A 26458-nucleotide genomic window follows, 5' to 3' on the forward strand; every position below is an offset into this window, starting at 1 on the left:
CAACACGGGTTCGATTGCTGACATTCTGGCCTCTGATCCATTTGTCGGGCTCGACATAAGCGGGCTTGAAACGGCGGCGCATGATGACTCGTCTGACTATCTTAGCGGCGGTGATGGCGACGATCACATCTATCTGGAAACCGCTGATGTCGCAGTTGGCGGCGCGGGCAGTGATACGTTCCATTTGCACAGCGATGCTGACGTGCGCCAGATGACGGTCATGGATTATGTCGATGGCGAAGACACCCTCGTTATTGAATATGATAGCAACGGCCCTGTCCCGAGCGTGACGATCGTTGAGGGTGGAAACCATTCGCAAATTCACCTTGATGGCGTGCGCACTGCCGACATTCGCGATGCAGCAGGCATCCTGACTGTGGACGATATCGTTCTGGTCGGCGTCGATCGAAGCGCGTAATCCGACGTCACTTTCGTGATGTTTCACCTCTTCAATAAGGGCTTGGCTCATAGGGCCGAGCCCCTATGCGGTTCGAAACAATGAAGATCAGAACCTTTATCGCTCAAACTTGCGCGCAAAAAGAATCGCGACACATCTCCAGATTGAAAGCGACACCCGGTCACTTTGCCTTAATTGTCGCCCTTCGTTTCCCAAAAGCGCTAAATGATTCAACATGACTGAAATTCCAGTGACTTAAGAAACAGTTAACAGCTTTTCCTTGAGACATCCCGTCAATGGTGCCATGATTTTAGCATAGTTGCGGGCGCAAGGCGCTCAAAGGCGTTTCGGGGGATCTGCCATGATATATCTTACACTTCTTATTCCTTTTTTGCTGGGAGCTGCATTGCTGGGCCTTTTTGACGGTGGCGGCAGTTCATCTGACGAGTCCGACACGATGTCGGTCACAGATACAGACACAGATACAGATACAGACACTGGCACTGGCACTGAAACCGGTGGCACCGCCGGTGGCTCTAGCACGCCAGACCAGCCCCTTGGCTTGATCGGAAACCTTCTCGACAACGTTCTGAATGGCACCGACGGCGACGACTTTATGCTTGGCCGAGGGGGCGACGACGAACTTAATGGCGGTGCGGGTAATGACACGCTTAATGGCGGCCCGGAGTCCGATACGCTTAACGGCGGAACGGGCAACGACTTCATTGAAGGACGTGATGGTAACGACAGCGCTGACGGCGGCGAAGGCAATGACATCGTCATCGGCAACAACGGCAGCGACACGCTATCTGGCGGTGCAGGCGATGATGCTCTCAATGGCGCGCGCGGGACCGACTTGTTGTTTGGCGGCGATGGTGATGACACGCTTGAAGGGCAATCCAGTGACGATACTCTGTTCGGCGGCGCTGGTGACGACACGTTGCTTGGCGGCGCTGGCCGCGATTTGTTGAGCGGCGGCAGCGGTGCTGACTCGCTTGATGGCGGTGAATGGGATGACATTCTCGGTGGTGACGATGGCGCTGATTTGCTTGTTGGTTTGGCTGGCAACGATCAATTACTCGGCGGCGGCAATGGCGACACGCTTAGCGGCGGTGCAGGTAATGATCTTCTTGTAGGCGGCGGTGATGGCGATTCACTTGCTGGCGGCGATGGTGATGACACGCTTATCGGTGGCAACAGCAATTTTGATCTGACGACATCTGGCACAACCGAATGGAGCGCGGAGATGCTGCACGCCTACCGCGAGCTTGAAGTCTCTAACCCTGCTTTGGCCACGACGGGCACAGCCGCAGATATCTTTGCGGCGCCCGAGTTTGCTGGCGTAGATACGTCCAGCGCTACAACGCCAGAACAGGACTTGGCGCGCGATACGCTTATCGGCGGCGCGGGTGATGACGTGCTCTATCTTGAAACGGGCGATGTTGGTCAGGGCGGCGACGGCGAAGATACTTTCGTTCTGAATGGCGATGCAGCCCCTGCATCTCGCATGACGATCCAGGATTTCGTCGCAGCGGATGATGCAATCGTGGTCGAATACTTGGGTGCAGTTGCCCCGGTAGTAACTGTTGTTGACGTTAGCGCCACAACTGCGGACCTGTTCCTTGACGGTGCATTGGCAGCGCGCATTACAGGCGGTGCAGGCCTGACAGCGGGTGATGTCTCGCTCGTGCAGGTAGCCCGTGCAATTCCTTAGACCGCAGCAATAAACCCGCTGGCACAAACCAGCTAGAAACGTCTAGTATGCCCCCGACGCAAAGCACGCTTCGGGGGCATTTTTATGAGCACGACATTCGGCAAAGGATGCCACCTGCATCTGATAGATGGCTCTGCCTTCATCTTTCGCGCCTATCACGCGCTCCCACCGCTGACCCGCAAATCTGATGGCCTGCCGATCGGCGCAGTTTCGGGTTTTTGCAACATGCTCCAGCGCTATGTCGAAGGGAATGCAGGTAGTGATGTGACCCATGTGGCGGTGATCTTTGACAAGGGCAGCCATACGTTCCGCAACGATATGTATGACCTCTACAAAGCCAATCGCGAAGCGATGCCAGAAGACCTGCGTCCACAGATGCCACTGACGCGCCAAGCAACGAAGGCCTTCAACATCGCTTGCGAAGAGATCGAAGGCTATGAGGCCGACGACATCATCGCCACGCTGGCGTGCCAGGCACGCGAGGCTGGCGGACGCTGCACTATCATTTCCTCGGACAAGGACTTGATGCAACTTGTGGGCGACGGCGTCGAAATGCTCGATGCGATGAAGAACAAGCGCATTGATCGCGATGGCGTGCATGAGAAATTCGGCGTCTTTCCCGAACGCGTCGTTGATGTGCAGGCGCTGGCAGGCGACAGCGTGGACAACGTCCCGGGCGCGCCGGGAATTGGGATCAAGACCGCGGCGTTGCTCATCAACGAATACGGCACGCTCGAAGAGCTGCTGGAGCGCGCAGAAGAAATCAAACAGCCAAAACGCCGTCAAACCCTGATCGAGCACCGCGCACAGATCGAACTTAGCAAACGCCTGGTCCAACTCGATTGCGCCACGCCACTGGACTTTTCACTCGATGATCTCGAAGTGCGTGAACCGATCGCAGATGAGCTGCTCGGCTTTCTTGCAGAGATGGAATTTCGCACGCTGACGAAACGTATATCCGAAGCGCTTGGTGCCGAGGCCCCTGTGATTGACGACACGCCGGCAGCGGCAAATGAACCAGACGCCCCTGAAGCAGTGCCATTCGATACCGAGAATTACACCTGCGTGCGCGATCTGGAAACGCTGCAAGGTTGGATCGATCAGGCCTATGCGCGCGGCTATGTGGCTGTAGACACCGAAACCACGGGCCTGAATGAAATGATCGCCGATCTGGTCGGCATCTCGCTCTGCATCGAGCCGGGCAAGGCCTGCTATATTCCATTGGCGCACAAGGATGCGGGTACTGATGATCTTTTTGGCTCTGACGATCTTGCTGAAGGACAGATCGATCTGGAGGCCGCAATAGCGCTGATTGCACCGCTGCTACAGGATCCGGCAGTGATGAAGATCGGCCAGAACATGAAATATGATGCCAAGATATTCGCGCGCTACGGCATCGACATCGCGCCGTTTGATGACACCATGCTGCTTAGCTATGCCCAGCATGCGGGGCTGCATAATCACGGGATGGACGCTCTGTCCGAGCGTTACCTGAACCACACCCCGATCCCGATCAAGCCGTTGTTGGGCTCGGGCAAATCCGCGATCACCTTTGACCGTGTGCCAATAGATCAAGCGACGCCCTACGCGGCAGAGGATGCGGATATCACCCTTCGCCTGTGGCAATATCTCAAACCGCGGCTGCACATGGCGAAAACCACCCGCGTTTATGAAACGATGGAACGCCCCTTGGTTCCCGTTCTTGCCCAGATGGAGCGGACTGGCATCAAGGTGGATCGCGATACGTTATCGCGCATGTCCAACGCATTCGCACAGAAAATGGCGGGCCTGGAAGCGGAGATTCACGAAATGGTCGGCCGCCCCTTTAACGTGGGCAGCCCCAAACAGCTTGGCGAAATTCTTTTTGATGAAATGGGGCTCGAGGGCGGTAAAAAAGGGAAAACAGGGGCCTATGCCACTGGCGCTGATATCCTCGAAGACCTCGCGACAGAGCACGAGTTGCCCCGCCGCGTGCTGGATTGGCGACAGCTATCCAAGTTGAAATCGACCTATACAGACGCGCTGCAAGATCACATAAATCCTGACACGGGCCGCGTGCATACCTCCTATTCTATCGCGGGTGCCAGCACGGGGCGCCTTGCCTCGACCGATCCGAATTTGCAAAATATCCCGATCCGGTCCGAGGAGGGCCGCCGTATCCGTGAAGCATTTATCGCTGAACCGGGTAAAGTGCTGGTAGCGCTCGATTATTCACAGATTGAACTGCGCATCCTCGCCCATGTGGCGGGGATTGACAGCCTGAAGCAGGCTTTCCGCGATGGCCACGATATCCACGCAATGACTGCCTCGGAAATGTTCGATGTGCCCCTTGATGAAATGACCCCTGATGTGCGCCGCCAGGCCAAGGCGATTAACTTCGGGGTTATTTACGGCATCTCTGGCTTCGGTCTTGCGCGCAATTTGCGCATTCCGCGTTCCGAGGCCCAGGGCTTCATCGATCGCTATTTCGAACGCTTCCCCGGCATCAAGGAATACATGAACGACACGACCGAATTCGCCAAGAAACACGACCGCGTCGAAACGCTCTTCGGGCGCGTGATCCATACGCCCAACATCAACGCCAAAGGTCCGCATGCTGGATTCGCAAAACGCGCTGCGATCAACGCTCCGATCCAGGGCACAGCCGCCGATATCATCCGTCGCGCAATGATCCGCATGCCGGATGCGATTGCCGGTCAACCAGCGAAGATGCTGCTGCAAGTGCACGATGAACTGCTGTTCGAGGTCGAAGAAAACGGCGTCGACACGCTTATCGCTACGGCAAAAGAGGTGATGGAAGGCGCGGCTGAGCCTGTCGTCAAACTGGATGTCCCGCTGATCGTTGACGCTGGACAGGGCGCAAACTGGGCCGAAGCCCACTAGCTTCATTTTGCCGATTAAACTCCCGGCCCTTGGGCCGGAAAAATTCCTTTCAAAGGAATTTAACAACTCTTTTTGAAAAAGAGTTAGCCCTCCAACTCATCAGACGGAATGATCTGAAAGAACTCTCCGCCCGACCAAAGCCCGAACCAGCCCTCGTGATGCGTCCCGATTTCGACAAGGCGGTAAAAGCTCTTGCGATCTATCAGCGCCTCTAACTCGGCGCGCACCATGACATAGGGTGATGGCTCACCTGTTTCTGCATCACGCACAACGCGAATAGGATGCTCTGCCCCTGCCGCTACGAAATCACCAACATGCGTCTCGAAAGTGATTACGCCATCGCTGGTTTCGAAATCCACGGCAACAAACGGCGCATCCTCGACTGTGATGCCGACCTTTTCAACGGGTGTAACTAAAAAATATTTCCCGTCTTCCAGCTTCAAAATGGATGAGAACAGCTTCACCAGCTCAAACCTGCCGATGGGCGTGCCCATATAGAACCACGTCCCGTCTCGCTTGATTTGCATGTCCAGATCACCACAAAACGGCGGATTCCATAGGTGAACAGGGGGCAAACCCCGTCCTTTGCTTGCGGCTTTGGCAGCGGCAGCGATGCCAGCGGCGTCAGGTGTCACGATATTTTGTCCAACCATGGTTTTGCTATTTGTCCTTAGGCCCCTAGTCTCATAGCATCACAGTTAGAGTTCAAGGGAGAGTTGTCATGTCCAGCGCAGAAGATTTAGTTACCGACATCGAAACGCTGGGCACCCGTCTGGCAGAGGCAAAGGCCTCGATCACCCGTCGCTTCATTGGCCAGGAGCGGGTTGTTGATTTGACCCTCTCCGCTTTGCTGTGCGGCGGGCACGCTTTGCTGATAGGTCTTCCCGGCCTTGGCAAGACACGGCTTGTTGAAACCCTTTCAACGGTGATGGGCCTCGATGGGAACCGCGTACAGTTTACCCCCGATCTGATGCCTGCCGATATTCTTGGCTCCGAGGTGCTGGAAACCGGCAGCGACGGAAGCCGCGCTTTCAAGTTCATCGAAGGGCCTATTTTCTGCCAACTGTTGATGGCAGATGAAATCAACCGTGCCTCGCCGCGCACGCAATCCGCGCTGTTGCAAGCCATGCAGGAAAAGATTGTGACAGTTGCGGGTCAGAACCGCGCTTTGGCCGCGCCTTTTCACGTACTCGCGACGCAAAACCCGATTGAACAGGAAGGTACATATCCACTGCCCGAAGCCCAGCTTGACCGCTTTCTCGTTCAGATCAACGTCCCCTACCCTGATCGCGCGACAGAGCGCGATATCCTTCTGGCGACAACGGGCGCAACCGAAGACGAAGCGCACGCGGTTTTCACCACTGGCGAATTGCTGGCTGCGCAAACACTGCTGCGCCGCATGCCCGTCGGGCAAAGCGTTGTTGAAATGATCCTTGATCTAGTCCGCGCCTTTCGCCCTGATGAGGCGGGCGTAAGCGAGCGTGTAAAAGACACCGTCGCATGGGGCCCCGGTCCGCGCGCGGCGCAGGCGCTCATGCTGACAGTGCGCGCGAAAGCCTTGCTTGATGGACGCCTTGCACCTTCGCCTGCCGACGTGATCGACATGGCCGAACCCGTCCTTAGCCACCGCATGGCGTTGAACTTCGCCGCACGCGCGCGTGGTGACAGCCTTGCTGGCTTGATCGCTGACACAGCCAGCCAGATTACAGGGGCAGAGGCCGCCGCGTGAACTCCGCCCGCTCCCTTCGTTTAAGCGCTGAGGCCGAAGCCGCCCGTCTGCCGCCCCTTTTGGCGCGCGCAGAGCATTTGGCAGGCACGGTCCTGCTGGGCGAGCATGGTCGCAGGCGCGCAGGGATGGGTGATGATTTCTGGCAATACCGACCAGTTCAATCGGGCGATAGCCGCCGCATGGTGGATTGGCGCCGCTCTGCGCGCTCTGATGCGCAATATGTGCGCGAACGCGAATGGCAGGTCGCGCAAAGCGTTATGCTTTGGGTCGATGCTTCCGCTTCAATGCGGTTTACAAGTGACAAAAATCTGCCAACGAAATCAGACCGTGCGAAATTGATCGCGTTGGCCGCCGCGATTTTGCTCATCAAGGGCGGCGAACGCGTTGGCGTCACAGGGACCGACCTTCCACCCCGCCGTGGGCGCGCGCAGGTGTTGCGCTTGTCAGAACATTTTTCGCTGGAACAGGATGTCGATTACGGGGTGCCTGAGGCCCGCGCAATGTTGCCCCATGCACGCGCGTTATTTGTCTCTGATTTCATGGGCGATATCGCAGGCGTCGAGCAAGCCTTGAGCAAGGCCGCTGACAGGGGCGTGCGCGGTGTTCTTTTGCAGGTGCTTGATCCCGCTGAAGAAGGCTTTCCCTTCCATGGGCGCACGATCTTTGAAAGCGCGGGGAAATCCGTACGCTATGAAACGCTCAAGGCGAATGATCTGAAAGAAAGGTATCTCGAAAAGCTGGAAACCCGCAAAGCGGCGTTGCGCCATCTTTGCGCGGTTACAGGTTGGCAATTCTCCACGCATCACACGGATAGCGCCGCGCAGTCAGCATTGTTGTGGTTGCACCGCGCACTGGAGCAATCTTCATGATCGGCGCAATCGGATTTACAACGCCTTGGCTGCTGTTAGCGCTGGTCGCGCTGCCGATCCTTTGGATCATATTGCGCGCCGTGCCGCCCGCACCAATCAGGCGAATTTTCCCGGGTGTTACGTTACTACTTGGCCTGAAAGACGACGAACAGATCAGCGACAGAACCCCTTGGTGGTTGCTGCTTTTGCGTATGTTTGCACTGGCGGCACTGATCGTTGGTCTTGCTGGCCCTGTTTTGAATCCGCGCGACGAAGATCTAGGCCGTGGGCCACTGTTGATTGCGATGGATGCCAGTTGGGCCAGCGCGCCTGATTGGGCCGCGCGCATGGAAATGGTTGATCGGGTCCTCACTGACGCCGCGCGCAGCGGGCGCACGGCAGCGCTGCTTAATCTGAGCCAGCCTGAAGCCGTTACATTTCAAGCTGCGGGCGATGTGCAAAGCACCCTTGTTGGCCTGCGCCCTGCGGCGTGGGAGCCGTCCCAAAGTGCGCAGGGTCTAGAGCCGCTGCTCCCTGACGGGGCGTTTGATACTATCTGGATTTCAGATGAACTGGCGCGTGAAACACGCTCGGGCATTACGGCGATGTTCAAGAGCAAAGGTGCGCTGCGCGTGCTGCGCGGAAACGGCGAAACGATCGCCCTTGCGCCCGCCCGGTTTGAGGGCGGAGTTACCATTCTGGAAGCGCGTCGCAGCATTCCAGGCCCTGCGCGCACTGTTGCAGTCAATGTGCATGGCCGCGATCCCGCTGGTGCGCCCCGCGTGCTTGCCCAGATCGACATCACTCTCGAAAGCGGCGCGAAAAGCGCCATTGCCGAGCTTTCTTTACCCGCCGAACTGCGCGCGCGCGTAACGCATTTTTTCCTCGATGGCACACGTTCTGCTGGTGCTTTGACGTTGTCCGATGACTCGCTTCGGCGGCGCGAGGTGGCGTTGATTGCCGGGCGTGAAGACCGCGAGGGTTTGGAACTACTCTCACCGCTGCACTATTTACGGCAAGCCTTAAAGCCCAACGCAGAACTGCTTGAGGGCAGCTTGTTGGATATCCTTCCTGCCGCGCCGGATGTGGTTATTCTTGCAGATGTCGCAACGCTCGCCCCTGCCGAAAACGCGGCGCTCATCACTTGGGTTGAAGACGGTGGTCTGCTGGTGCGCTTCGCGGGTCCGCGTCTGGCGGCGAGCGATGTCAGTCGTGCAGAAGAAGACACACTGATGCCTGTTCGTTTGCGCGCGGGCGGGCGTAGCGTTGGCGGCGCGATGAGTTGGGGAACACCCAAAGTTCTGGCCCCGTTTCGCGAGGAAACGCCGTTCTTTGGACTATCGGTTTCGAGCGATGTGAATGTTCGCTCGCAAGTCATGGCACAGCCCGATCCGACACTGGCCAACCGCGTTATTGCAGCCCTCGGTGACGGCACACCCTTGGTGACGCAAAAGCCGCTTGGCGAAGGTCAGATCGTGCTGTTCCACGTCACTGCCAATGCCGAATGGTCCAGCCTGCCGCTGTCTGGCCTGTTCGTTGATATGCTGGACCGGCTTGCGATTTCATCACTGGTTGGTGCCCCGAAAGCCGCCGACCTTGAAGGCACGACTTGGCAGCCCTTGCGCGTGCTGGACGGGTTTGGCCGAATTCTTGAGGCCGATGCGCTGAAGGGCGTCGCGGGCGACCGCCTGCTGTCTGACGCGCTTGGCCCTGATTTACGCCCCGGTTTGTATGAGGGCAAGGCGCGCAGGATCGCGCGCAATGTAATCAGTGCCGACACTGAACTGAGCGCCGCAAATTGGCCTGCGGGCACCGATATACGGCTTATGCAAACCCGCGTTGAAACTCCGCTGGGTGGCATACTTTTGAGCTTGGCCTTGGCGCTGTTGATGCTGGATATTGTTGCCTCGCTTGCAATGTCAGGGCGTTTGCGCGGGGCCGTCGCCCTGTTCGGCGCACTTTTGATACTGGGCACCCAGCCCGTTGATGCGCAGGACGATGCCTTTGCACTTAGCGCCTCGTCCGAATTGGTTCTGGGTCATGTCATCACCCGCAACCCGGAGATTGATCGCACCGCAGAAGCGGGTCTACGCGGGCTGTCCCAAACGCTGTTCTTTCGCACCTCTATCGAGCCAAGCGATCCCATCGGCGTTGATCTGGAAACGGATGAGCTGGCGTTCTTTCCGCTACTTTACTGGCCGATCACACCAGATCAACCGACCCCGTCTGCAAACGCCTATGCCAAGCTGAATGACTATCTACGCTCTGGCGGAATGATCCTGTTTGACACCCGTGATGCGGATATTGCCCGTTTCGGCGCGGCAAGCCCGAATGGTCGCAAACTCCAATCGCTTGCGGAGCCGCTGGATATTCCTGCCTTGGAGCCGCTGCCTGCAGATCATGTAATCACACGTACCTTTTATCTGCTGCAAGATTTTCCCGGCCGCCATACTGCGCGCGATATCTGGGTCGAGGCTGCCCCGAAAGATGCGACGCGCGTCGAAGGCATGCCGTTTCGCAATCTGAACGACGGGGTAAGCCCGGTTGTGATCGGCGGTAACGACTGGGCGGCTGCATGGGCGATGGACACGCGCGGCAACGCGATGTTCCCGATTGGCCGCGGCTTTACGGGCGAGCGTCAGCGCGAATTGGCGTTCCGCTTTGGCGTTAATCTGGTGATGCATGTTTTGACAGGTAACTACAAATCCGATCAGGTCCATGTACCTGCTCTGCTCGACAGGCTTGGCCAATGACCCAGACAATCGTCTTTGATCCTCTTGTTCCCATGGCCCTTCTCATCGCTGCTGCGGTCGTCGTTTTTGCAGGTTTGATACTGTCGCTCTGGCGTCGCCTCGCCGGCGCTTGGTTGCGCGGGATTGCGGGTGCCGTGGTAATTGCCGCGCTGGCTGGGCCCAGCTTGCAACGCGAAGATCGCGGCACATTGGATGACATCGTTATCATTCTTAGCGACGAAAGTGCCTCACAAGGTTTGGCAGAACGCGCTAACGTAACCGCCCATGCCGCTGAAAGGCTAGATGCACTTCTCAGCGCGCGCGAAGGTACGCAGGTGGTGCGGGTCGCCGTGCCCGATGGCGAAGGTGATGCGGGTACGCGCTTGCTCAGCGTGCTTGACGACACGCTGGCAGAGCTGCCGCAGGCACGCATCGCTGGTGCCTTTCTGCTAAGTGACGGGCGCGTTCATGATCTGGAGCGAACCCCGAACATGCCGGCCCCCTTGCACCTTCTTTTGACCGGGCGCAGCGGCGATTGGGATCGTCGCCTAAGCGTGACCAATGCGCCTGCCTTTGCAATTCTGGGCGAGCCTGTCACGCTAACTCTAAAGATTGAAGATATGGGCGCGGCCCCGGATGGATCCGGTTTCGCGCCGTTGGAAATTTCCATTGATGGTGCGCCGCCTCAACGCTTTGAAGTGCCGACGGATGCAGAAATCGAACTGCCTCTCACCCTGCCCCATGGTGGCCGCAACGTGTTGCAATTCACCGTGCCAGAAGCAGAAGGTGAACTGACCACACGCACCAACACTGCGCTGATCCAGATGAACGGCGTGCGTGATCGACTGCGCGTGCTGCTGGTCTCGGGAGAACCACACCCCGGCGGGCGCACGTGGCGCAATCTGCTCAAGTCTGACAGCTCGGTTGATCTGGTGCATTTCACCATTCTGCGCCCACCAGAAAAGCAGGACGGCGTACCGGTGACAGAGCTTTCGCTTATTGCGTTCCCAACGCGCGAGCTGTTCTTGGAAAAGATCGAAGACTTCGATCTGATTATCTTTGATCGCTACAAGCGTCGCGGTATATTGCCGTCGATCTATCTTGATAACGTTGTGCGTTACGTTGAAGAAGGCGGTGCCGTTCTGGTTGCGGCCGGGCCAGACTTTGCCTCTGCCGACAGCATCTTCCGCTCGCCCCTCTCTCAAATCCTGCCTGCAACGCCCAGTGCGCGCGTGCTTGAACAGGGCTATCGCCCGACGGTCAGCGATCTAGGATCCCGCCATCCGGTCACTGCAGGCCTACCGGACGCAGCAAATTGGGGACGCTGGATGCGCCAGATCGAAGTTGAGCCAAGCGCAGGTGATGTTTTGATGACAGGTGTAGATGAGCGCCCCTTGCTGATCCTGAACCGCGTTGGCGAAGGTCGCGTTGCATTGCTGGCCTCCGATCATGCTTGGCTTTGGAGCCGTGGATTTGAAGGTGGTGGCCCGCAGTTGGAATTGCTGCGTCGTCTTGCCCACTGGATGATGGGAGAGCCAGAGCTGGAAGAAAACGCCCTTCTGGCCGAGGCCACAGGGCAGAGCATGCGGATCATTCGCCGCTCACTCAAAGAAAGCGTTGCACCTGTAACCGTTACCGCCCCCGATGGCAGCGAGACAGAGCTACGCTTGCGCGAAACCCAACCCGGCCAATTCGAGGCACAGTTTACGGGCGGCGAAATCGGCCTTTATCGATTGAAGGACGACGAGCACGAGACTGTTATCGGTCTCGGCCCTGCGGCACCGCGCGAGTTTGAAAAGACAATCGCGACTGCTGAACTGCTGGAGCCAACTGTAGACGCAACGCGCGGCGGAGTGTGGCGACTTGAAGACGGCCTGCCGACAATCCGCGCGGTGCGCGAGGGGCGGCCTGCATCGGGTCGCGGGTGGCTCGGGATTACGCCGCGTGGGGCATATGAAACGCTGAATGTGCGCCAAACCGCACTGTTGCCTGCGTGGCTAGTGCTTTTACTTGCAACGGGGTTGATCCTTGCTGCGTGGCTGCGCGAAGGGCGGCGTTAGTGGCTTAGCGATACCTTGAAGCCACTGTCCTTCCAGCCGTGCTTGGAACATTTGACCCGCACGAAAACTTCACGCGTCCCGTCGGGTAGCATCACGTGACGTAGTGAACGCGTGAAAGGCTGCTCTTGGACGTGAGGATGATGCAAAATACGGGTGCCCAGCACTTCACCATCGGCGTCGACGATTTCCCAGCCATCTGCGTAATGATCCCAGCCGGAATCGGGATGTTGCAAAGTCACGTCAAAATCCCAACCCATGCCCGTTGAATGGGCATCGACCTTGATGACTTTAGGTGCTTCGGCGAAGGCAGGCGCAGCCGCGACGAGCACAGCGAAAAGGAGAGCTGAATGTTTCATAGGCCACCATCTAGTGCGCCTGCGCCGATTCTGGCAATCACAAGCGCGTTAAGCCTTGTGAACGTCGCTTGAGAGCAACACGCTACGCGAATGGGACGCGAATTCACGCCGCCATAATACCAAACAGGTGACGAGCGTCGCCGCAATAAGCGCAACAGGGCCAGCCAACCACGCTGCAGAGGCAAGGCCAAAGTAGACGGAACGCAAGCCGCGGTTAAAGCTTCGCGCTGCAGTGACGTTTATTTCTCCGGCTTTCATCGCGCGTGGCAGCGTGTTGGGATGGTCGATCTCGTTCGGGACCGATGACATGACAACGGCGCAATAGCCGAACAGGCGGTTGGACCAGACGAATTTCAGAAACGCGTTGGTCACGAAAAACAGCGTCACCATCAGCTTCACTTCCCAGACAATTTCAGGATCGCGGCTAAGCGTGAGATCATCAGCAATCCCGATCAACTGCTCGGTGTTGCCAACAAGCGCCAGAACCCCGCCAATCGAAATCATGCTGGCCGACGCGAAAAATGCAGTGCCTTGACGCAGGTTCCCAAGGATCGTTGCATCGAAGATACGTGGATCGCGGGTAATCATCTGCCGCATCCATTCGCGGCGATAATCCGCCATGATGACCGAAACCGAAGGATGTTTGCTCGACGGGTTTTCGATCCGCCACCCAATCAATACCCAAAGCGCCACCATGAGCAGCAGGGCGCAGTAATCAAGTTGGGAGAAGAGCGAAAGGCGATCAAGTATATCCATACCCTGTCGTGTCACTAAAAAGAAAACTTGCCAACATGGTAAATTGGTTATAATTTTTTACCAATTATACCGAGGAGCGTCCGATGGAAATGCCAAGCCCTGATACACTGGTCCTGTCACGCAAGGCAGAACTGGTCACTCGCTTGCTCAAAGTCCTTCCAAGTGATGCGGTGATCCATGATGAAATGGAAACCCGGGCTTATGAATGTGACGCGCTGACTGCCTACAAGTGCCCGCCGCTTCTGGCGGTTCTTCCGCGTTCTACGCAGGAAGTGTCCGACGTGCTGCGCATCTGCCATGAAATGAATGTTCCCGTGGTACCGCGCGGTTCTGGCACATCGCTTGCTGGCGGGGCCCTGCCCACGGCAGATTGCGTCATCCTGGGCGTTGCGCGGATGAATGACGTTTTGGAAACGGACTATCCAAACCGCGTCATCCGCGTTCAAACGGGCCGTACCAATCTGAGCGTGTCGGGAGCCGTCGAAGAAGACGGCTTCTTCTATGCGCCTGACCCGTCAAGCCAACTTGCCTGCGCAATTGCGGGCAACATCGCAATGAACTCGGGCGGGGCGCATTGTTTGAAATATGGGGTGACGACGAACAACCTGCTTGGCGTCACGATGGTGATGATGGACGGTGAGATTGTTGAAATCGGCGGCGCATATCTGGACAGTAGCGGGCTTGATCTGCTTGGCGTCATTTGCGGATCGGAAGGTCAGCTTGGCGTCGTCACAGAAGCAACCCTTCGCATCCTGCACAAGCCTGAAGGCGCGCGCCCCGTGTTGGTCGGCTTTGACAGCAACGAAGTCGCGGGAGCCTGTGTTTCCGACATCATCAAGGCGGGCGTTTTGCCGGTTGCGATCGAGTTTATGGATCGCCGCGTGATCGAAGTGGTCGAGAATTATGCGCAAGCGGGTTATCCGCTTTGTGAGGCTTTGCTTATTGTCGAGGTCGAAGGATCGGGCGCAGAAATTGATGCGCAACTCGCGCTGATCCGCGAGATTGCAGAACGACACAGCCCAGTGGAATTCCGCGAAGCACGCGATACAGACGAAGCCGCGCGCATTTGGCTTGGCCGCAAAAGCGCCTTTGGCGCTATGGGCCAAATCAACGACTACATGTGTCTGGACGGTACGATCCCTGTTTCTGCCCTTCCCATGGTCCTGCGCCGGATTGGTGAATTGTCCAAAGAATATGGTCTGGATGTCGGTAACGTCTTTCATGCGGGGGATGGCAATATGCATCCGCTGATCTTGTTTGACGCCAACAAAGCGGGCGACCTTGAACTTTGCGAAGCATTTGGAGCCGACATTCTAAAGCTATGCGTCGAGGCTGGTGGCTGCCTTACAGGCGAGCATGGTGTCGGGATCGAAAAACGTGATCTGATGCATGTCCAATATGCGCCTGCCGATCTGGCGGCGCAAATGGCGGTGAAGGACGTGTTCGATCCAAAGTGGCTGTTGAACCCTGCGAAAGTGTTCCCGCTGGACGCATCTTCCAGCCGCCGCGCGCCGTTGTTGGCGGCACAATAGATGGGGCGCTGCCCCCGCGCTGCGCGCTCCCCCGAGGTATTTAAGGACCAGAGAAGATGAGACCCACATCTGAAGCAGAATTAAGCGCAGTAATAAGTGACGCAACCGGACCCCTTAACCTGCGTGGTGGGGGCACGCGTCTTATGGGGCCGTTTGCGGGCAATGTTCTGGAAACAAGCGGGCTTGCTGGCATCTCGCTATATGAACCCGGCGCGCTGACGATGGTTGCATATGCAGGAACACCGCTTGCACAGATCGAAGCCGCACTTAAATCCGAGAACCAGCGCCTAGCATTTGAGCCGCCTGATTTGCGTGACGTATTGGGAACCAGCGGCGTCAGCACAATCGGGGGTGTTGCTGCTTCCAATGCCTCTGGTCCGCGACGGATATCGGTGGGTGCGTGCCGCGATTTTATGCTTGGCGTGCGGTTTGTTGATGGTGCTGGCGCTGTAGTAAAGAATGGCGGGCGCGTGATGAAGAATGTGACGGGCTATGATTTGGTGAAGCTGATGAGCGGCGCGCACGGCACGTTGGGTGTGCTGAGCGAAGTGTCACTAAAAGTGCTGCCTGACGTAGAAATGCAGCTTTGCCTGCGCATTGAGGGTTTGGACGCGACACAGAGCGTTGAGGCGATGTCCGCTGCGCTTGGCTCACCTTTTGAGGTTACAGGTGCCGCGCGCGGCGTTGACGGGTCCGTTGTTCTGCGCATCGAGGGGTTTGAAGTTTCGGTGCGTTATAGGGCGACGCAATTGCAGAGTGTTTTGGCTCGGTTCGGGGCGATTGATCTTATCGATGACCAAGAGCGGTGCGCAAATATCTGGCGCGACATCCGCGATGCGCGCGCGTTTGCTTCGGGTGACGGGGATTTATGGCGGATATCAGTGAAGCCGAGCGATGCGCCGCATGTATTGGAGACGATAGGGCGAAACAAGGCGACGCTGGATTGGGGCGGCGGGCTGATCTGGTGCGAAGTTGCCAAAGGATTGGACATACGCGCGAAAATGCGTGTTGCAGGGCATGCCACGCTGATGCGAGCGAGCAATGAGACGTTTGCAAAGCTGGGGCGCTTCCACCCTGAAGCGGCCCCCCTTGCCAAGATCAGCGCCAACCTGCGTGCGCGGTTTGACCCCCGGGGCCTGCTCAACCCCGGCCTTATGGGAGCCGCGATATGAAAACCGAATTCACCGATCTGCAAATGCAGGATCCAGCGATCCAACGGTCAAACCAGATATTGAGATCCTGCGTGCATTGCGGGTTTTGCACTGCGACCTGCCCGACCTATCAAGTGCTTGGCGACGAACTTGATAGCCCGCGCGGGCGCATCTACCTTATCAAGGATATGCTGGAAACGGGGCGCGTTCCTGATGCCAAGACGGTTGGTCATATTGATCGTTGTCTGTCCTGTCTGGCCTGCATGAGCACCTGTCCGTCGGGCGTACATTATATGCATCTCGTGGATCACGCGCGCAGCTATATCGAAGAGCATTACAAACGCCCCATAAGCGAGCGCGCGTTGCGTTGGGTGTTGGCGCGCATCCTGCCCTATCCCATGCGGTTCAGGGTTGCCTTGCTAGGTGCAAAAATGGCGAGGCCCTTTGTTCGCCTTATTCCGGATAAGCGTCTGCGCGCGATGATAGCGATGGCCCCCAAGCAAGTGCCACCCGTCAGCCGCAATGATGATCCACAAAGCTTTGCGCCCATCGCACCGCGCAAGAAACGCGTCGCGCTGATGACGGGCTGTGCGCAGCGCGCGCTGGATACTGACATCAACGATGCCACCATTCGATTGCTCACGCGGTTCGGCTGTGAGGTTGTGGTGCCCAAAGGGCAAGGTTGTTGCGGCGCGCTAACCCATCACATGGGTAAGCAAACGGAGAGTCATGCCGCGGCGACGGCAAATATCAAAGCATGGGTTGCCGAAATGGACGGCGAAGGGCTGGATGCGATTGTGATTAATACGTCGGGTTGTGGCACGACAGTGAAGGACTACGGGCACATGTTCGCAGGCGATCCGCTGGAAGACGATGCCAAACGCGTCGCGACGATTGCAAAGGACGTTAGCGAAGTGCTGAAGGACTTGGACCTGCCCGAAGGCGGCGCGCCCGAAATGACAGTTGCGTATCATGCTGCTTGCTCGCTCCAGCATGGCCAGCAGATCAAGTCAGCCCCAAAAGACCTGCTCAAGCGTGTTGGTTTTACAGTTGTAGAGCCAAAAGACAGCCACCTATGCTGTGGGTCAGCAGGCACTTACAACCTGATGCAGCCCGAAATTTCGACGCAGTTAAAGGAACGCAAGGTCAGCACACTGATGGCTAAAAACCCGGATGTAATTGCCGCCGGAAACATCGGCTGCATGATGCAAATCGGATCCGCTGCTGGCGTTCCAGTCGTTCACACTGTTGAACTTCTGGATTGGGCGACGGGCGGCCCAAAGCCAGCCAAAATGGATAGTCCTAAAAGTACAAGTAAAGTACCTATTTTGCGCTAGTTGCCTTATTCTTGCCGCATCCAGTTCCTATCCCTCCTGAAACACATTGGAGACGGCATGACGCGGATCATCTTTCTGATCTTGGGGGCTTTGGCCCTTTCCAGCGGCGCGAGCGCGCAATCCAGTGGTCTAAAACGCCTGAACACGGGTGATGAATCACGCGGATGGGAAGCCGTCGGTCGACTTGATGTCGAGGGCAAAGGGTTTTGCACAGGAGCGCTGATCGCTCCTGATCTCGTGTTGACCGCCGCGCATTGTCTTTTTGATCGCGAAACGGGCGACCGGGTCGATCCGGCAATCATGGAGTTTCGCGCGGGTTGGCGTGACGGGAGGGCCTCAGCCTATCGCAAGGTCCGCCGTGCTGTTGTGCATCCCGATTACGACTATGATGGCACCGCAACGACAGACCGCGTGCGAAACGATCTGGCTTTGATCGAGCTTGACCAACCCATACGCAACACTCAAGTTATCCCATTCGACACCGCTGAACGCCCCGCCAAAGGGGATCAGATCGGCGTCGTGTCCTATGCTTTGGACCGCTCCGAGGCGCCGTCGTTGCAAGAGCTTTGCCATGTCATGGCCCGTCAAAAGGGTGTTCTTGTCATGTCGTGCGATGTGAACTTCGGTTCATCCGGCGCGCCGATTTTCAGCATCGAAGGCGATGTCGCGAAAATCGTTTCCGTTGTGTCCGCCAAGGCCGAGGTAAAGGGCATTCCCGTCTCGCTGGGCACCGCGCTCGAAAGCCCGCTGGCGCGGTTGCGCGCAGAGTTGGCCGCGGGCCGCGGGCGATTTAGCGTCGTCGGTAGCGAAGAAAGCCGCAATGCTGCGATTTCACAGGGGCGCGGAATAACAGGGGCGAAATTCGTAAAGCCGTGAAACGGTGTCTTGCGATGGCCATACTGCATCTTGCGCCATTGGCCTGTTTCGCGGGCCAGAGCACTTCTCTTACCTTGCTCACCCAACGCCTTGATTCACCCAACGGGTATTGCAGCGCAACCTTGATCGCACCTGATCTGGTTTTGACGGCCGCGCATTGCGTTTTAGAGCCAATTCACATGAACGCTATGCAGCCAATGCGTTGACATTCCGCGATTGGTACGCAGAACGGCGGATTGATGTTGGCACCTCCAGCTCACGCCAGACGTCCCAAGCCCGCTATGTTCGCGTGGGCGAATGATCTTGCGCGCAGGGTCTTGAAACCGTTTTAACCACTTCCCAAATCTATGAGACGCAGCGCCAATGATGGGCTGTGTATCCCGGTCCGTCCCTGAAGGGAGGGCCATTCACAAACTGTTATTGCTCAAGTGAGGATGACCCATGAGAACGTTTGACTTTGCGCCAATGCACCGCGCGACAATTGGTTTTGACCAGATTACCGACATGATGGACCGCATTATGTCCAAGGAAGTCGGTGCCAACACGTACCCCCCTTACAACATCGAAAAGACCTCTGATGACGGCTATCGCATTTCGATTGCGGTTGCTGGATTTTCGGACGCAGATCTGTCTGTTGAAGTGAAAGACGGCGCGCTCGTTGTGTCAGCGCGCAAAGCGGACGACGATCTAGAGCGCAACTACCTGCATCGCGGCATCGCGACCCGCGCGTTCGAGCGCCGCTTCCATCTGGCCGATTACGTGCGCGTCACAGGCGCAAGCCATGAGGACGGGATGCTGCATATCGACCTGACCCGCGAAGTGCCCGAAGCGCTGAAACCGCGCCAGATTGAAATCGCGCGTTCCGGTTCGATTGAGAAGGATGTAGTTGACGCAAAAGCGGTCAACTAAGTCACAATAAATCTGATGAAAGGCCCGAGTTCCTCCCGCTCGGGCCTTTTTTACGTTCTACTGACCGAGCGACGCTGCAAGGCGCATGAGACGGATCGCTTCGGCGCGGTATCCGTAAATGTCCGCACCGCGACCTGTGTTGGCGAGTGTCACTGCATCACCGTAGGACCAATCTCCCAATCGCTCGCTACCGCGCAGCAGTTCGCCAAAACCGGCGATTGCGCTTGCGAAGGCAAGCTCGGCATCAGAATTAAGCACCGTCGGAATGGCGCGTTCCACAAGCTGGCTTTCCGTCGCACCAGGCGTTTTGTAACGCAGCTTGAGGAAACCCAGCTCGTCGCTTGGGCCGTTTGCGACGGCCTCGCCATAGCGCAGATTATCTATCCGAGTGTTCGAGCCAACTGGCGTGATTTCATAAAGCGCGGTGACTTGATGGCCTGCTCCGATGTCGCCCGCATCCACCTTATCGTTGTTGAAATCCTCACGGCGCAGTGCGCGGGTTTCGTACCCAATCAACCGGTACTCGGACACGGTGGCGGGATTGAATTCCACCTGAACCTTTACATCGCTGGCGATAGGAAAAAGTGCGCCTGTCAGCTGATCTACCAACACCTTTTGCGCCTCTGGCAGGCTATCAATATAGGCCGCCTGTCCATTCCCGTTCTGTGCCAGTGACTGCATCGTGGTGTCATCCAGATTGCCACGGCCAAAGCCCAAAACGGAGAGATACGTGCCGCTCTCGCGCTTGTCCGCGATGTAGTCTTTCAGTGCTTCAGGGTCGCTAAGGCCAACATTGAAATCACCGTCGGTAGCCAGCAAAACGCGACTGACTTCACCGTCCTGTTGCATGGTTTTCGCCAGCGCATAGGCCTGCTGCAATCCTGCCTGCCCGTTGGTTCCGCCGCCCGCTGCAAGATTGTCCAGCGCCGCGAGGATCGTGTCGCTCTCACCCGCTGCGGTCGGTGCAAGCACCTGACCTGCGCTGCCTGCATAGGCTACGATTGCAACCTGATCTTCAGGGCGCAGCTGGCCAAGCATCAGGCGCAAGGATTGCTTGAGAAGCGGCAGTTTATTGGGTTGGTTCATCGAACCAGACGTATCAATCAGGAACACGAGGTTCAGCGCGGGACGCGCCTCAACTTCTGGCATCGCACCTTGGATTGCTATGCGTAGCAGTTGCGTGTTTTCGTTCCACGGCGTCTGCATCATCGCGAGTGAAGTCGCAAAAGCGCCCTCGCTTGGCACGGCGTAGTCATATGGGAAATAGTTCACCATTTCCTCGATCCGCACGGCCGCTTTTGGGGGCAGCTGACCGTTCATCAAAGATGAGCGCACGATGGAGTAACTGGCCGTGTCCACATCGACCGAAAAGGTTGAAACGGGCGTTTCATTTGTCACTTTCAGCGTGTTTTCAGGCGCGTTCGCGAAAGTCTCGCTGTCTGTTTCCTGTGCAATGATTGGGGCATCCGCGATCAATCCCGCAACTGGCGCCTGACGCACGCGTTGGTCCATCTTTGCCATTGTGCGCGGCGCGGGTGCAGGCATTGACGATACCTCGCGCGCGGCAGTACCCGCCGCAAAATCGCTCGCCAATGCTTCCATCGCGGGTTCTGCTTCAACCAATGCCGCAGGTTCGGGCGCGAACACATCGGGCGGGCCTTCGCGCATCACAGGCAGGATCATCACAAGGCCGAACGCAGCCAATGCGGTTGTCGCGGTCAAACCCGCCTTTGAAGAAAGAGCATCAAACATAGCACGTATTCCTTTTGCAAAGCCGCCCGCTTTTGGGGCGTCTTTCATAGGACGTGCCAGTTCTTGCGATCCTTGGAGGCGCATGAAATTTTCTTGGGCCAACGCTATGTTTTGCGCGCGGCGCTTTGCGTCAGGTGCAGGCGTCGCGGCGCTAAAGGCGCGCTTGAGATCGTCCAGATCGTCGCTCATTGCTCGCTCTCCTTCAGCGCCTTTAAGTGCTTCTTAACTTCGCTCATCCGCCAACTTACCGTGCCTTCTGATACGTCTAGAATTTCGCCCACCTCGCGATGGTTCATGTCGTCCATCACCAGAGCAACCGTATCGCGCAAATCGTCCGGCAGCCTGCCAATCGCATGTATCAACCAATCCTGCGCTTCAGCCTGTTCCTTGTTCGCTTCGGTTCTGTTCACTTCCCAATCTCCCCAGCCCTCTGCCGCTTTGGCGCGCGTTTGCGCACGGCGACGACGATCATGGGAGGCATTGACAGCAACGCGGTAGAGCCAGGTAGAAAAGGCTGCGCTGCCTTCAAAGCGGGCCAGTTTCGCGGGCAAAGCTGCGCAGATGTCTTGGCACAAATCTTCTGCCTCGAACCGCGATCCTGTCAGGCGAAAACACAGGCCAAACAAACGATCATAGGACCGCTCCAGCAAAAGCGCGAACGCATTAGAATCGCCCCCTGCGGCGGCCAAGGCCAGATCTGTATCGCTTGTGTTCATGCGCATCACGATCTTAGGACGCGCGAGCGACGTCAATCCTTGGAAAATAAATCAGGCTAGTCTGCGTTCCATTCAAATGCGTCGCCCTTTGCCGTGACACGCCCGATCGAAGGCAGTGCAAAATGGCTGCCAAGCACGCGGCGATTTTTTTCGGCCGCTTCACTCAAAAGCTGGCAGCGCGAAGTGACTGCCTGTTCTGCATCCATGTCATATTTGAAGTGCCATTCTGGATGGGCGCATTGCGCAGTGGTATGCAGTGCATCACCCGTAATAATGGCCTCTGCTCCCTTACTGTGGATAAGGACCGACACATGGCCTGGCGTGTGACCATGCGTTGCGATCAACGTGACGAAATCACCAAGCATATGGCCAGCGCTTACGCGTTCCGATTGGTTGGCTTCGATCACAGGCAACACGCTTTCCGCGTAAACAGCGCCCGCTTGCGCAGCGAAAAAATCTTCATCCGCTGCTGGCAACAGATAACGTGCATTCGGGAATGTGGGCACCCAGCGCCCATCGACCAGCCGAGTGTTCCAGCCCACGTGATCCGTATGAAGATGCGTGCAAAGGACATAGTCCACATCCGCAACAGTGACCCCTGCCGCCGCTAAGGAGCTCATAAAGCGCGAACCCTTTTGTTGATGCCACTCAGCCATGCTCGGGACGGTTTTGTCGTTTCCGACACAGGCATCGACAAGGATCAAATGATCTGGCGTTTTCAACAGGAATCCTTGAACGGGCAAGATCAACTTGCCGCTTTGAGCGCAACAGGCATTCGGTAAATGGGCCTCGATTATGTCCGCGACGTCCGGACCTGCGGTTGGAAAAAGGTCTTCTGGAGTCTTGAATGGATCATTTGATTCCAAGATTCGCCAGACTTCTACATCACCAATACGACACAACATGGAGTTATCCTTTTCGACCGATTCCAATGCACAGACAGAGTCTGCACAGGTTCATGCTTTTTTGCTTGCGATCTGCGCGATACCAAGAACACTCAGGACTTTCGCTTCGATATCCTCAGCGTTCAGCGCAGCAACGGCGTACATGTCACGTGGGCTGGATTGGTCAATAAAGATATCGGGTAGCACCATCGAGCGGTATTTGAGACCTGTATCGAACACACCATTCTCCGCCAGCAGTTGCGCAACGTGGCTGCCAAAGCCGCCGATGGCACCCTCCTCGATCGTTATCAGTGCTTCGTGATCGTTGGCCAATTGCAGGATCAAATCACGATCAAGCGGTTTGGCAAAACGTGCATCGGCGATGGTTGGGGTAATGCCCTTCGCCGCAAGCGCATCGCAAGCGTCCTCAACCTCTTTCAGGCGCGTGCCGAAGGACAAGATCGCGACGCCCTTGCCCTCGCGGATCATGCGGCCTTTGCCGATCTCCAACGGAATACCTTTCTCGGGCATCTCAACCCCAACGCCCTCACCGCGCGGGAAGCGAAAGGCGATTGGTCCCTCGTCATGGGCCACGGCGGTTGCGACCATGTGAACAAGTTCTGCCTCATCCGCGGCGGCCATGACGGTAAAGCCGGGCAAATTGGTAAGATAGGCAATATCGAACGCACCTGCGTGGGTCGCGCCATCCGCGCCGACAAGGCCGGCGCGATCAATCGCAAAGCGAACTGGCAAGCGCTGAATTGCAACGTCATGCACAACCTGATCGTAACCACGTTGCAAAAAGGTCGAATACATCGTGCAGAACGGCTTCATACCGCCGGCAGCAAGTGCCGCAGAAAATGTAACGCCGTGTTGCTCTGCAATCGCCACGTCAAAGCAGCGGCTAGGATAGCGTTCCGCGAATAGGTTCAAGCCAGTTCCGTCGGGCATCGCAGCGGTCACCGCACAAATCTTATCGTCTGCCGCCGCCTCTTTCAGCAGGCTTTGCGCAAAAACATTGGTGTAACTTGGTGCATTGGAGGGCGCTTTTTTCTGCTCGCCCGTCACCACATCAAACTTGGCCGTTGCATGACCTTTATCGCGCGCACGTTCGGCGGGGGCATAGCCTTTGCCCTTTTTGGTCAGAACATGGATCAAGATCGGCCCGCTCGCGCGGGCATGGACGGTGCGCAGAACGGGCAGCAACTGATCCATGTCATGACCGTCGATCGGGCCAAGGTAGGAAAATCCAAGCTGTTCAAACAGCGTACCACCAACGGCCATACCTTTAAGCATATCCTTGGCGCGCTTCGCCCCTTCGCGGAAGGGCTCTGGCAGCAGGCTCACCGCGCCTTTGGCGGCGGTTTTCAGGTCTTGGAACGGCTCTTCCGCGTAAAGGCGGCTAAGGTAGGAGGACAGCGCGCCAACGGGGGGGGCGATGCTCATCTCGTTGTCATTAAGGATCACAAACATACGTTTCTTGAGGTGACCCGCGTTGTTCATCGCCTCGAATGCCATGCCAGCGCTGATCGAGCCATCACCGATCACAGCAATCGCATCGCCAAGGCCGCCAGCGCATTCACCGCCCAGATCACGCGCAACGGCAAAGCCCAATGCAGCAGAAATAGAGGTAGAAGAATGCGCCGCGCCGAAGGGATCATAAACGCTCTCTGAGCGTTTGGTGAACCCGCTGAGCCCGTCCTTCATCCGAAGCGTACGAATGCGATCACGGCGCTCTGTCAGGATCTTGTGAGGATAGCACTGATGGCCCACGTCCCAAATGATCTTGTCCTTGGGCGTGTTGAAAATGGCATGCAGCGCGACGGTGAGTTCCACAACACCGAGGCCAGCACCCAAGTGTCCGCCTGTTTCCGAGACCGCAGAAATCGTCTCGGCCCGCAATTCCTGCGCCACTCGCACAAGCTCTGCATCAGAGAACTGTTTCAGGTCACTGGGCCGTTGTACGCGGTCCAAAAGCGGGGTCATCGGGCGGTCAGACATAAAACATGCCCTTTCGGTAACTATTCACGAACGGCGCTCGATCACGAAACGCGCGGTGGCGCGTAGGTGATCTGCATCGCTTCCATATACAGATAGTGCATCCAGCGCCGATTCCACCAGTGTTTCAGCGCGGCGCTTTGCCCCGTCCAGACCTAGCAAGGACACGAATGTGGCTTTGCCCGCATCCGCATCCTTTTGCGCGGCTTTGCCAAGGGTGGCGGCATCGCCTTCAACATCAAGGATATCATCGGCAATCTGAAAGGCGAGGCCAAGCGCGTCGCCGTATGTTTTCAAAGGGCCTGCGTCGGCCTGCGCGAGGGTTGCGCCAGCGGTGGCGGACCAAGTGATAAGCGCGCCGGTTTTGCCATTTTGCAGCTCTGTGATCTGCATCAGGGTCAGCGGCTCGGCCGCGCTCTCTGCTGCGATGTCGAGCGCTTGCCCGTAAACCATGCCAGCCGCGCCGCTTGCGCGCGCAAGGCTCAAGGCAAGTGTACTACGCACATACGGGTCGTCATGGCAGGCGGAATCGCTCACCAGTTCAAACGCCAGCGTTTGCAGCGCATCCCCGCAAAGAACGGCCGTTGCCTCGTCCCATTTTAAATGAACCGTTGGCTGACCGCGACGCAGATCATCATCGTCCATGCAAGGCAAATCATCGTGCACCAAGGAATAGGCATGAAGCGCCTCAATGGCACAGGCTGGCCAAACCGCGCGGGCAATATCAGCGCCGCAGACACGCGCGCTTTCACGCACAAGAAAAGCGCGCAGGCGTTTACCGCCCGTTGTCGCATAGCGCATCGCCTGCACAACAGGCACATCGGCGAACCCCGAGAGAACGCGCGCAAAATGCTGGTCAACCTCTGCCGACCAACCCGTCATTTCAGATTGTAATGTCACAGACCCTCGACAGGCGTAGTCCCTTTAGGCGCACCATCACCATCGAATGTGATCGCAGCGACCTTTTCTTCGGCCTCTTTCAGCTTGGCCTCGCAGCGTTTCTTCAGCTCTGCGCCGCGCTCATAGAGGCTAATGCTCTGCTCCAAAGGCACATCGCCGCGCTCTAGCTGGCTGACCACTTGCTCAAGCTCGCCCATGGCTTGCTCAAAGCTCATTTCGTTAACTGGCGTGTCGCCCATCCGCTGGCCTCCATCAAAGCATCTACATGCGCAGCCACAGCTTCGGCGAGCGCATCCAAGTCATAACCGCCTTCCAGCGCAGAGACCACACGCCCCTCGCAAATTTCGCCAGCAATTTTGCAAAGCTGTTCTGTAAGCCATTTGAAATCCGCCGTGGACCAGTTGAGGTTGGCCAGCGGGTCGTCCTGATGGGCATCAAAACCAGCAGAGATGAAGATCATCTCGGGTTTGAAATCGCGCAGGCGCGGGAAGACTTCAGCCTCGTAAAGTGCGCGCATCTTATCGCCTTTGCTTTCGGGTGCGATAGGCAGGTTCACGATATTATCGAAACCGCCCTTGTCAGATCGCTCGCCTGTTCCGGGCCAAAGCGGCATTTGCTGCGACGTGATGACCAACGCTCGGGATTCGTTCCAGAGCAAGTCTTGTGTGCCATTGCCGTGATGCACGTCGAAATCCACAACCGCGACACGTTTTAGCCCATGATGATCCAACGCATATTTCGCGCCAATCGCAACGTTGCCAAAGAGACAGAACCCCATCGGCGTCGATGTTTCACAATGATGCCCCGGAGGGCGGATCGCAGCAAAAGCATTGCCCGCCTCGCCCGCCATCACCATATCCACCGCCTTGGTCACCGCCCCCACCGCGCGAAACGCCGCGTCGAGCGAACCGGGCGACATATGTGTATC

The 26458-nt window shown here is 57.3% G+C and carries 23 protein-coding genes and 1 pseudogene; 14 read left to right on the forward strand and 10 right to left on the reverse strand.

The window, feature by feature from the left end; translation table 11 throughout:
• The 3 genes and pseudogenes from WBC85_RS00825 to polA form a co-directional block, all read left to right on the forward strand.
• Positions 1-418 (forward strand): annotated as a pseudogene (locus WBC85_RS00825) (hypothetical protein); the annotation flags it as partial.
• Positions 419-758: 340 nt separating this feature from the next.
• On the forward strand, positions 759-2111 hold the full coding sequence (locus tag WBC85_RS00830; RefSeq protein ID WP_424432789.1) for a calcium-binding protein: 1353 nt from the start codon (positions 759-761) through the stop codon (positions 2109-2111).
• 84 nt (positions 2112-2195) lie between these two features.
• The gene (gene polA, locus WBC85_RS00835; RefSeq protein ID WP_424432790.1) at positions 2196-4994 is read left to right on the forward strand and encodes a DNA polymerase I; all 2799 of its coding nucleotides are present in this window, start codon (positions 2196-2198) and stop codon (positions 4992-4994) included.
• Positions 4995-5077: 83 nt separating this feature from the next.
• Here the strand turns inward: polA and WBC85_RS00840 are convergent, their stop codons facing one another.
• The gene (locus WBC85_RS00840) at positions 5078-5647 is read right to left on the reverse strand and encodes a DUF1285 domain-containing protein (RefSeq protein ID WP_424432791.1); all 570 of its coding nucleotides are present in this window, start codon (positions 5645-5647) and stop codon (positions 5078-5080) included.
• A gap of 68 nt (positions 5648-5715) precedes the next feature.
• On the opposite strand from WBC85_RS00840, the gene WBC85_RS00845 reads away from it, so the two are divergent.
• Genes WBC85_RS00845 through WBC85_RS00860 form a run of 4 tightly spaced genes read left to right on the forward strand, consistent with a single transcriptional unit; the run spans position 5716 to position 12363 of the window.
• On the forward strand, positions 5716-6723 hold the full coding sequence (locus WBC85_RS00845) for an AAA family ATPase (RefSeq protein WP_424432792.1): 1008 nt from the start codon (positions 5716-5718) through the stop codon (positions 6721-6723).
• Positions 6720-7592, forward strand: a complete 873-nt coding sequence (locus WBC85_RS00850; RefSeq protein ID WP_424432793.1) for a DUF58 domain-containing protein — start codon at positions 6720-6722, stop codon at positions 7590-7592. The genes WBC85_RS00845 and WBC85_RS00850 overlap by 4 nt, the downstream gene beginning before the upstream one ends.
• Entirely contained in the window at positions 7589-10324 is a 2736-nt protein-coding gene (locus WBC85_RS00855; RefSeq protein WP_424432794.1) for a DUF4159 domain-containing protein, read from the forward strand. The genes WBC85_RS00850 and WBC85_RS00855 overlap by 4 nt, the downstream gene beginning before the upstream one ends.
• Complete coding sequence (locus tag WBC85_RS00860) at positions 10321-12363, forward strand: hypothetical protein (RefSeq protein WP_424432795.1); 2043 nt, start codon at positions 10321-10323, stop codon at positions 12361-12363. The genes WBC85_RS00855 and WBC85_RS00860 overlap by 4 nt, the downstream gene beginning before the upstream one ends.
• Here WBC85_RS00860 and WBC85_RS00865 read toward each other — a convergent pair.
• Both WBC85_RS00865 and WBC85_RS00870 read right to left on the reverse strand, forming a co-directional pair.
• Positions 12360-12719, reverse strand: coding sequence for a hypothetical protein (locus WBC85_RS00865; protein WP_424432796.1), 360 nt, complete (start codon positions 12717-12719; stop codon positions 12360-12362). The genes WBC85_RS00860 and WBC85_RS00865 overlap by 4 nt on opposite strands.
• Before the next feature lie 48 nt (positions 12720-12767).
• Complete coding sequence (locus WBC85_RS00870) at positions 12768-13475, reverse strand: DUF599 domain-containing protein (protein ID WP_424432797.1); 708 nt, start codon at positions 13473-13475, stop codon at positions 12768-12770.
• Positions 13476-13558: 83 nt separating this feature from the next.
• On the opposite strand from WBC85_RS00870, the gene WBC85_RS00875 reads away from it, so the two are divergent.
• The 6 genes from WBC85_RS00875 (at position 13559) to WBC85_RS00900 (ending at position 19280) form a co-directional block, all read left to right on the forward strand.
• The gene (locus tag WBC85_RS00875; RefSeq protein WP_424432798.1) at positions 13559-15007 is read left to right on the forward strand and encodes an FAD-linked oxidase C-terminal domain-containing protein; all 1449 of its coding nucleotides are present in this window, start codon (positions 13559-13561) and stop codon (positions 15005-15007) included.
• Positions 15008-15063: 56 nt separating this feature from the next.
• Entirely contained in the window at positions 15064-16179 is a 1116-nt protein-coding gene (locus tag WBC85_RS00880) for an FAD-binding protein (RefSeq protein WP_424432799.1), read from the forward strand.
• Complete coding sequence (gene glcF / locus WBC85_RS00885; protein WP_424432800.1) at positions 16176-17495, forward strand: glycolate oxidase subunit GlcF; 1320 nt, start codon at positions 16176-16178, stop codon at positions 17493-17495. Before WBC85_RS00880 ends, glcF begins: the two co-directional genes overlap by 4 nt.
• Before the next feature lie 57 nt (positions 17496-17552).
• Positions 17553-18371 carry a trypsin-like serine peptidase gene (locus tag WBC85_RS00890; protein WP_424432801.1) on the forward strand — a complete coding sequence of 273 codons (819 nt, stop codon included), beginning with the start codon at positions 17553-17555 and terminating at the stop codon, positions 18369-18371.
• A 14-nt stretch (positions 18372-18385) separates the two neighbouring features.
• The gene (locus tag WBC85_RS00895; RefSeq protein ID WP_424432802.1) at positions 18386-18577 is read left to right on the forward strand and encodes a trypsin-like serine peptidase; all 192 of its coding nucleotides are present in this window, start codon (positions 18386-18388) and stop codon (positions 18575-18577) included.
• A gap of 235 nt (positions 18578-18812) precedes the next feature.
• A complete protein-coding gene (locus WBC85_RS00900) occupies positions 18813-19280 on the forward strand; it encodes an Hsp20 family protein (RefSeq protein ID WP_424432803.1) in 468 nt (155 codons plus the stop codon).
• Between the two features lie 57 nt (positions 19281-19337).
• Here WBC85_RS00900 and WBC85_RS00905 read toward each other — a convergent pair whose 3' ends face one another.
• The 3 genes from WBC85_RS00905 to WBC85_RS00915 are packed head-to-tail and all read right to left on the reverse strand — an operon-like array spanning position 19338 to position 22452.
• Positions 19338-21221, reverse strand: coding sequence for a YfbK domain-containing protein (locus WBC85_RS00905; protein WP_424432804.1), 1884 nt, complete (start codon positions 21219-21221; stop codon positions 19338-19340).
• Positions 21218-21754 carry an RNA polymerase sigma factor gene (locus WBC85_RS00910; protein WP_424432805.1) on the reverse strand — a complete coding sequence of 179 codons (537 nt, stop codon included), beginning with the start codon at positions 21752-21754 and terminating at the stop codon, positions 21218-21220. The genes WBC85_RS00905 and WBC85_RS00910 overlap by 4 nt, the downstream gene beginning before the upstream one ends.
• Before the next feature lie 50 nt (positions 21755-21804).
• Positions 21805-22452 (reverse strand): MBL fold metallo-hydrolase, encoded by a 648-nt coding sequence (locus tag WBC85_RS00915; protein WP_424432809.1) that lies wholly within the window; start codon positions 22450-22452, stop codon positions 21805-21807.
• On the opposite strand from WBC85_RS00915, the gene WBC85_RS00920 reads away from it, so the two are divergent.
• Positions 22384-22530: a hypothetical protein gene (locus WBC85_RS00920; RefSeq protein WP_424432811.1), complete on the forward strand. Its 147-nt coding sequence runs from the start codon at positions 22384-22386 to the stop codon at positions 22528-22530. The genes WBC85_RS00915 and WBC85_RS00920 overlap by 69 nt on opposite strands.
• Positions 22531-22704: 174 nt before the next feature.
• Here the strand turns inward: WBC85_RS00920 and dxs are convergent, their stop codons facing one another.
• The 4 genes from dxs to WBC85_RS00940 all read right to left on the reverse strand — a co-directional run.
• Positions 22705-24633: a 1-deoxy-D-xylulose-5-phosphate synthase gene (gene dxs, locus WBC85_RS00925; RefSeq protein ID WP_424432806.1), complete on the reverse strand. Its 1929-nt coding sequence runs from the start codon at positions 24631-24633 to the stop codon at positions 22705-22707.
• A 24-nt stretch (positions 24634-24657) separates the two neighbouring features.
• Entirely contained in the window at positions 24658-25512 is an 855-nt protein-coding gene (locus WBC85_RS00930; protein ID WP_424432810.1) for a polyprenyl synthetase family protein, read from the reverse strand.
• Positions 25513-25526: 14 nt separating this feature from the next.
• Positions 25527-25769: an exodeoxyribonuclease VII small subunit gene (locus WBC85_RS00935; RefSeq protein WP_424432807.1), complete on the reverse strand. Its 243-nt coding sequence runs from the start codon at positions 25767-25769 to the stop codon at positions 25527-25529.
• Positions 25742-26458, reverse strand: a 717-nt coding sequence (locus WBC85_RS00940; protein WP_424432808.1) for a histone deacetylase family protein, incomplete at its 5' end; no start/stop codon positions are given. The genes WBC85_RS00940 and WBC85_RS00935, both read right to left, overlap by 28 nt.

Source organism: Planktotalea sp. (assembly GCF_049680325.1).
Taxonomy (GTDB): domain Bacteria; phylum Pseudomonadota; class Alphaproteobacteria; order Rhodobacterales; family Rhodobacteraceae; genus Planktotalea.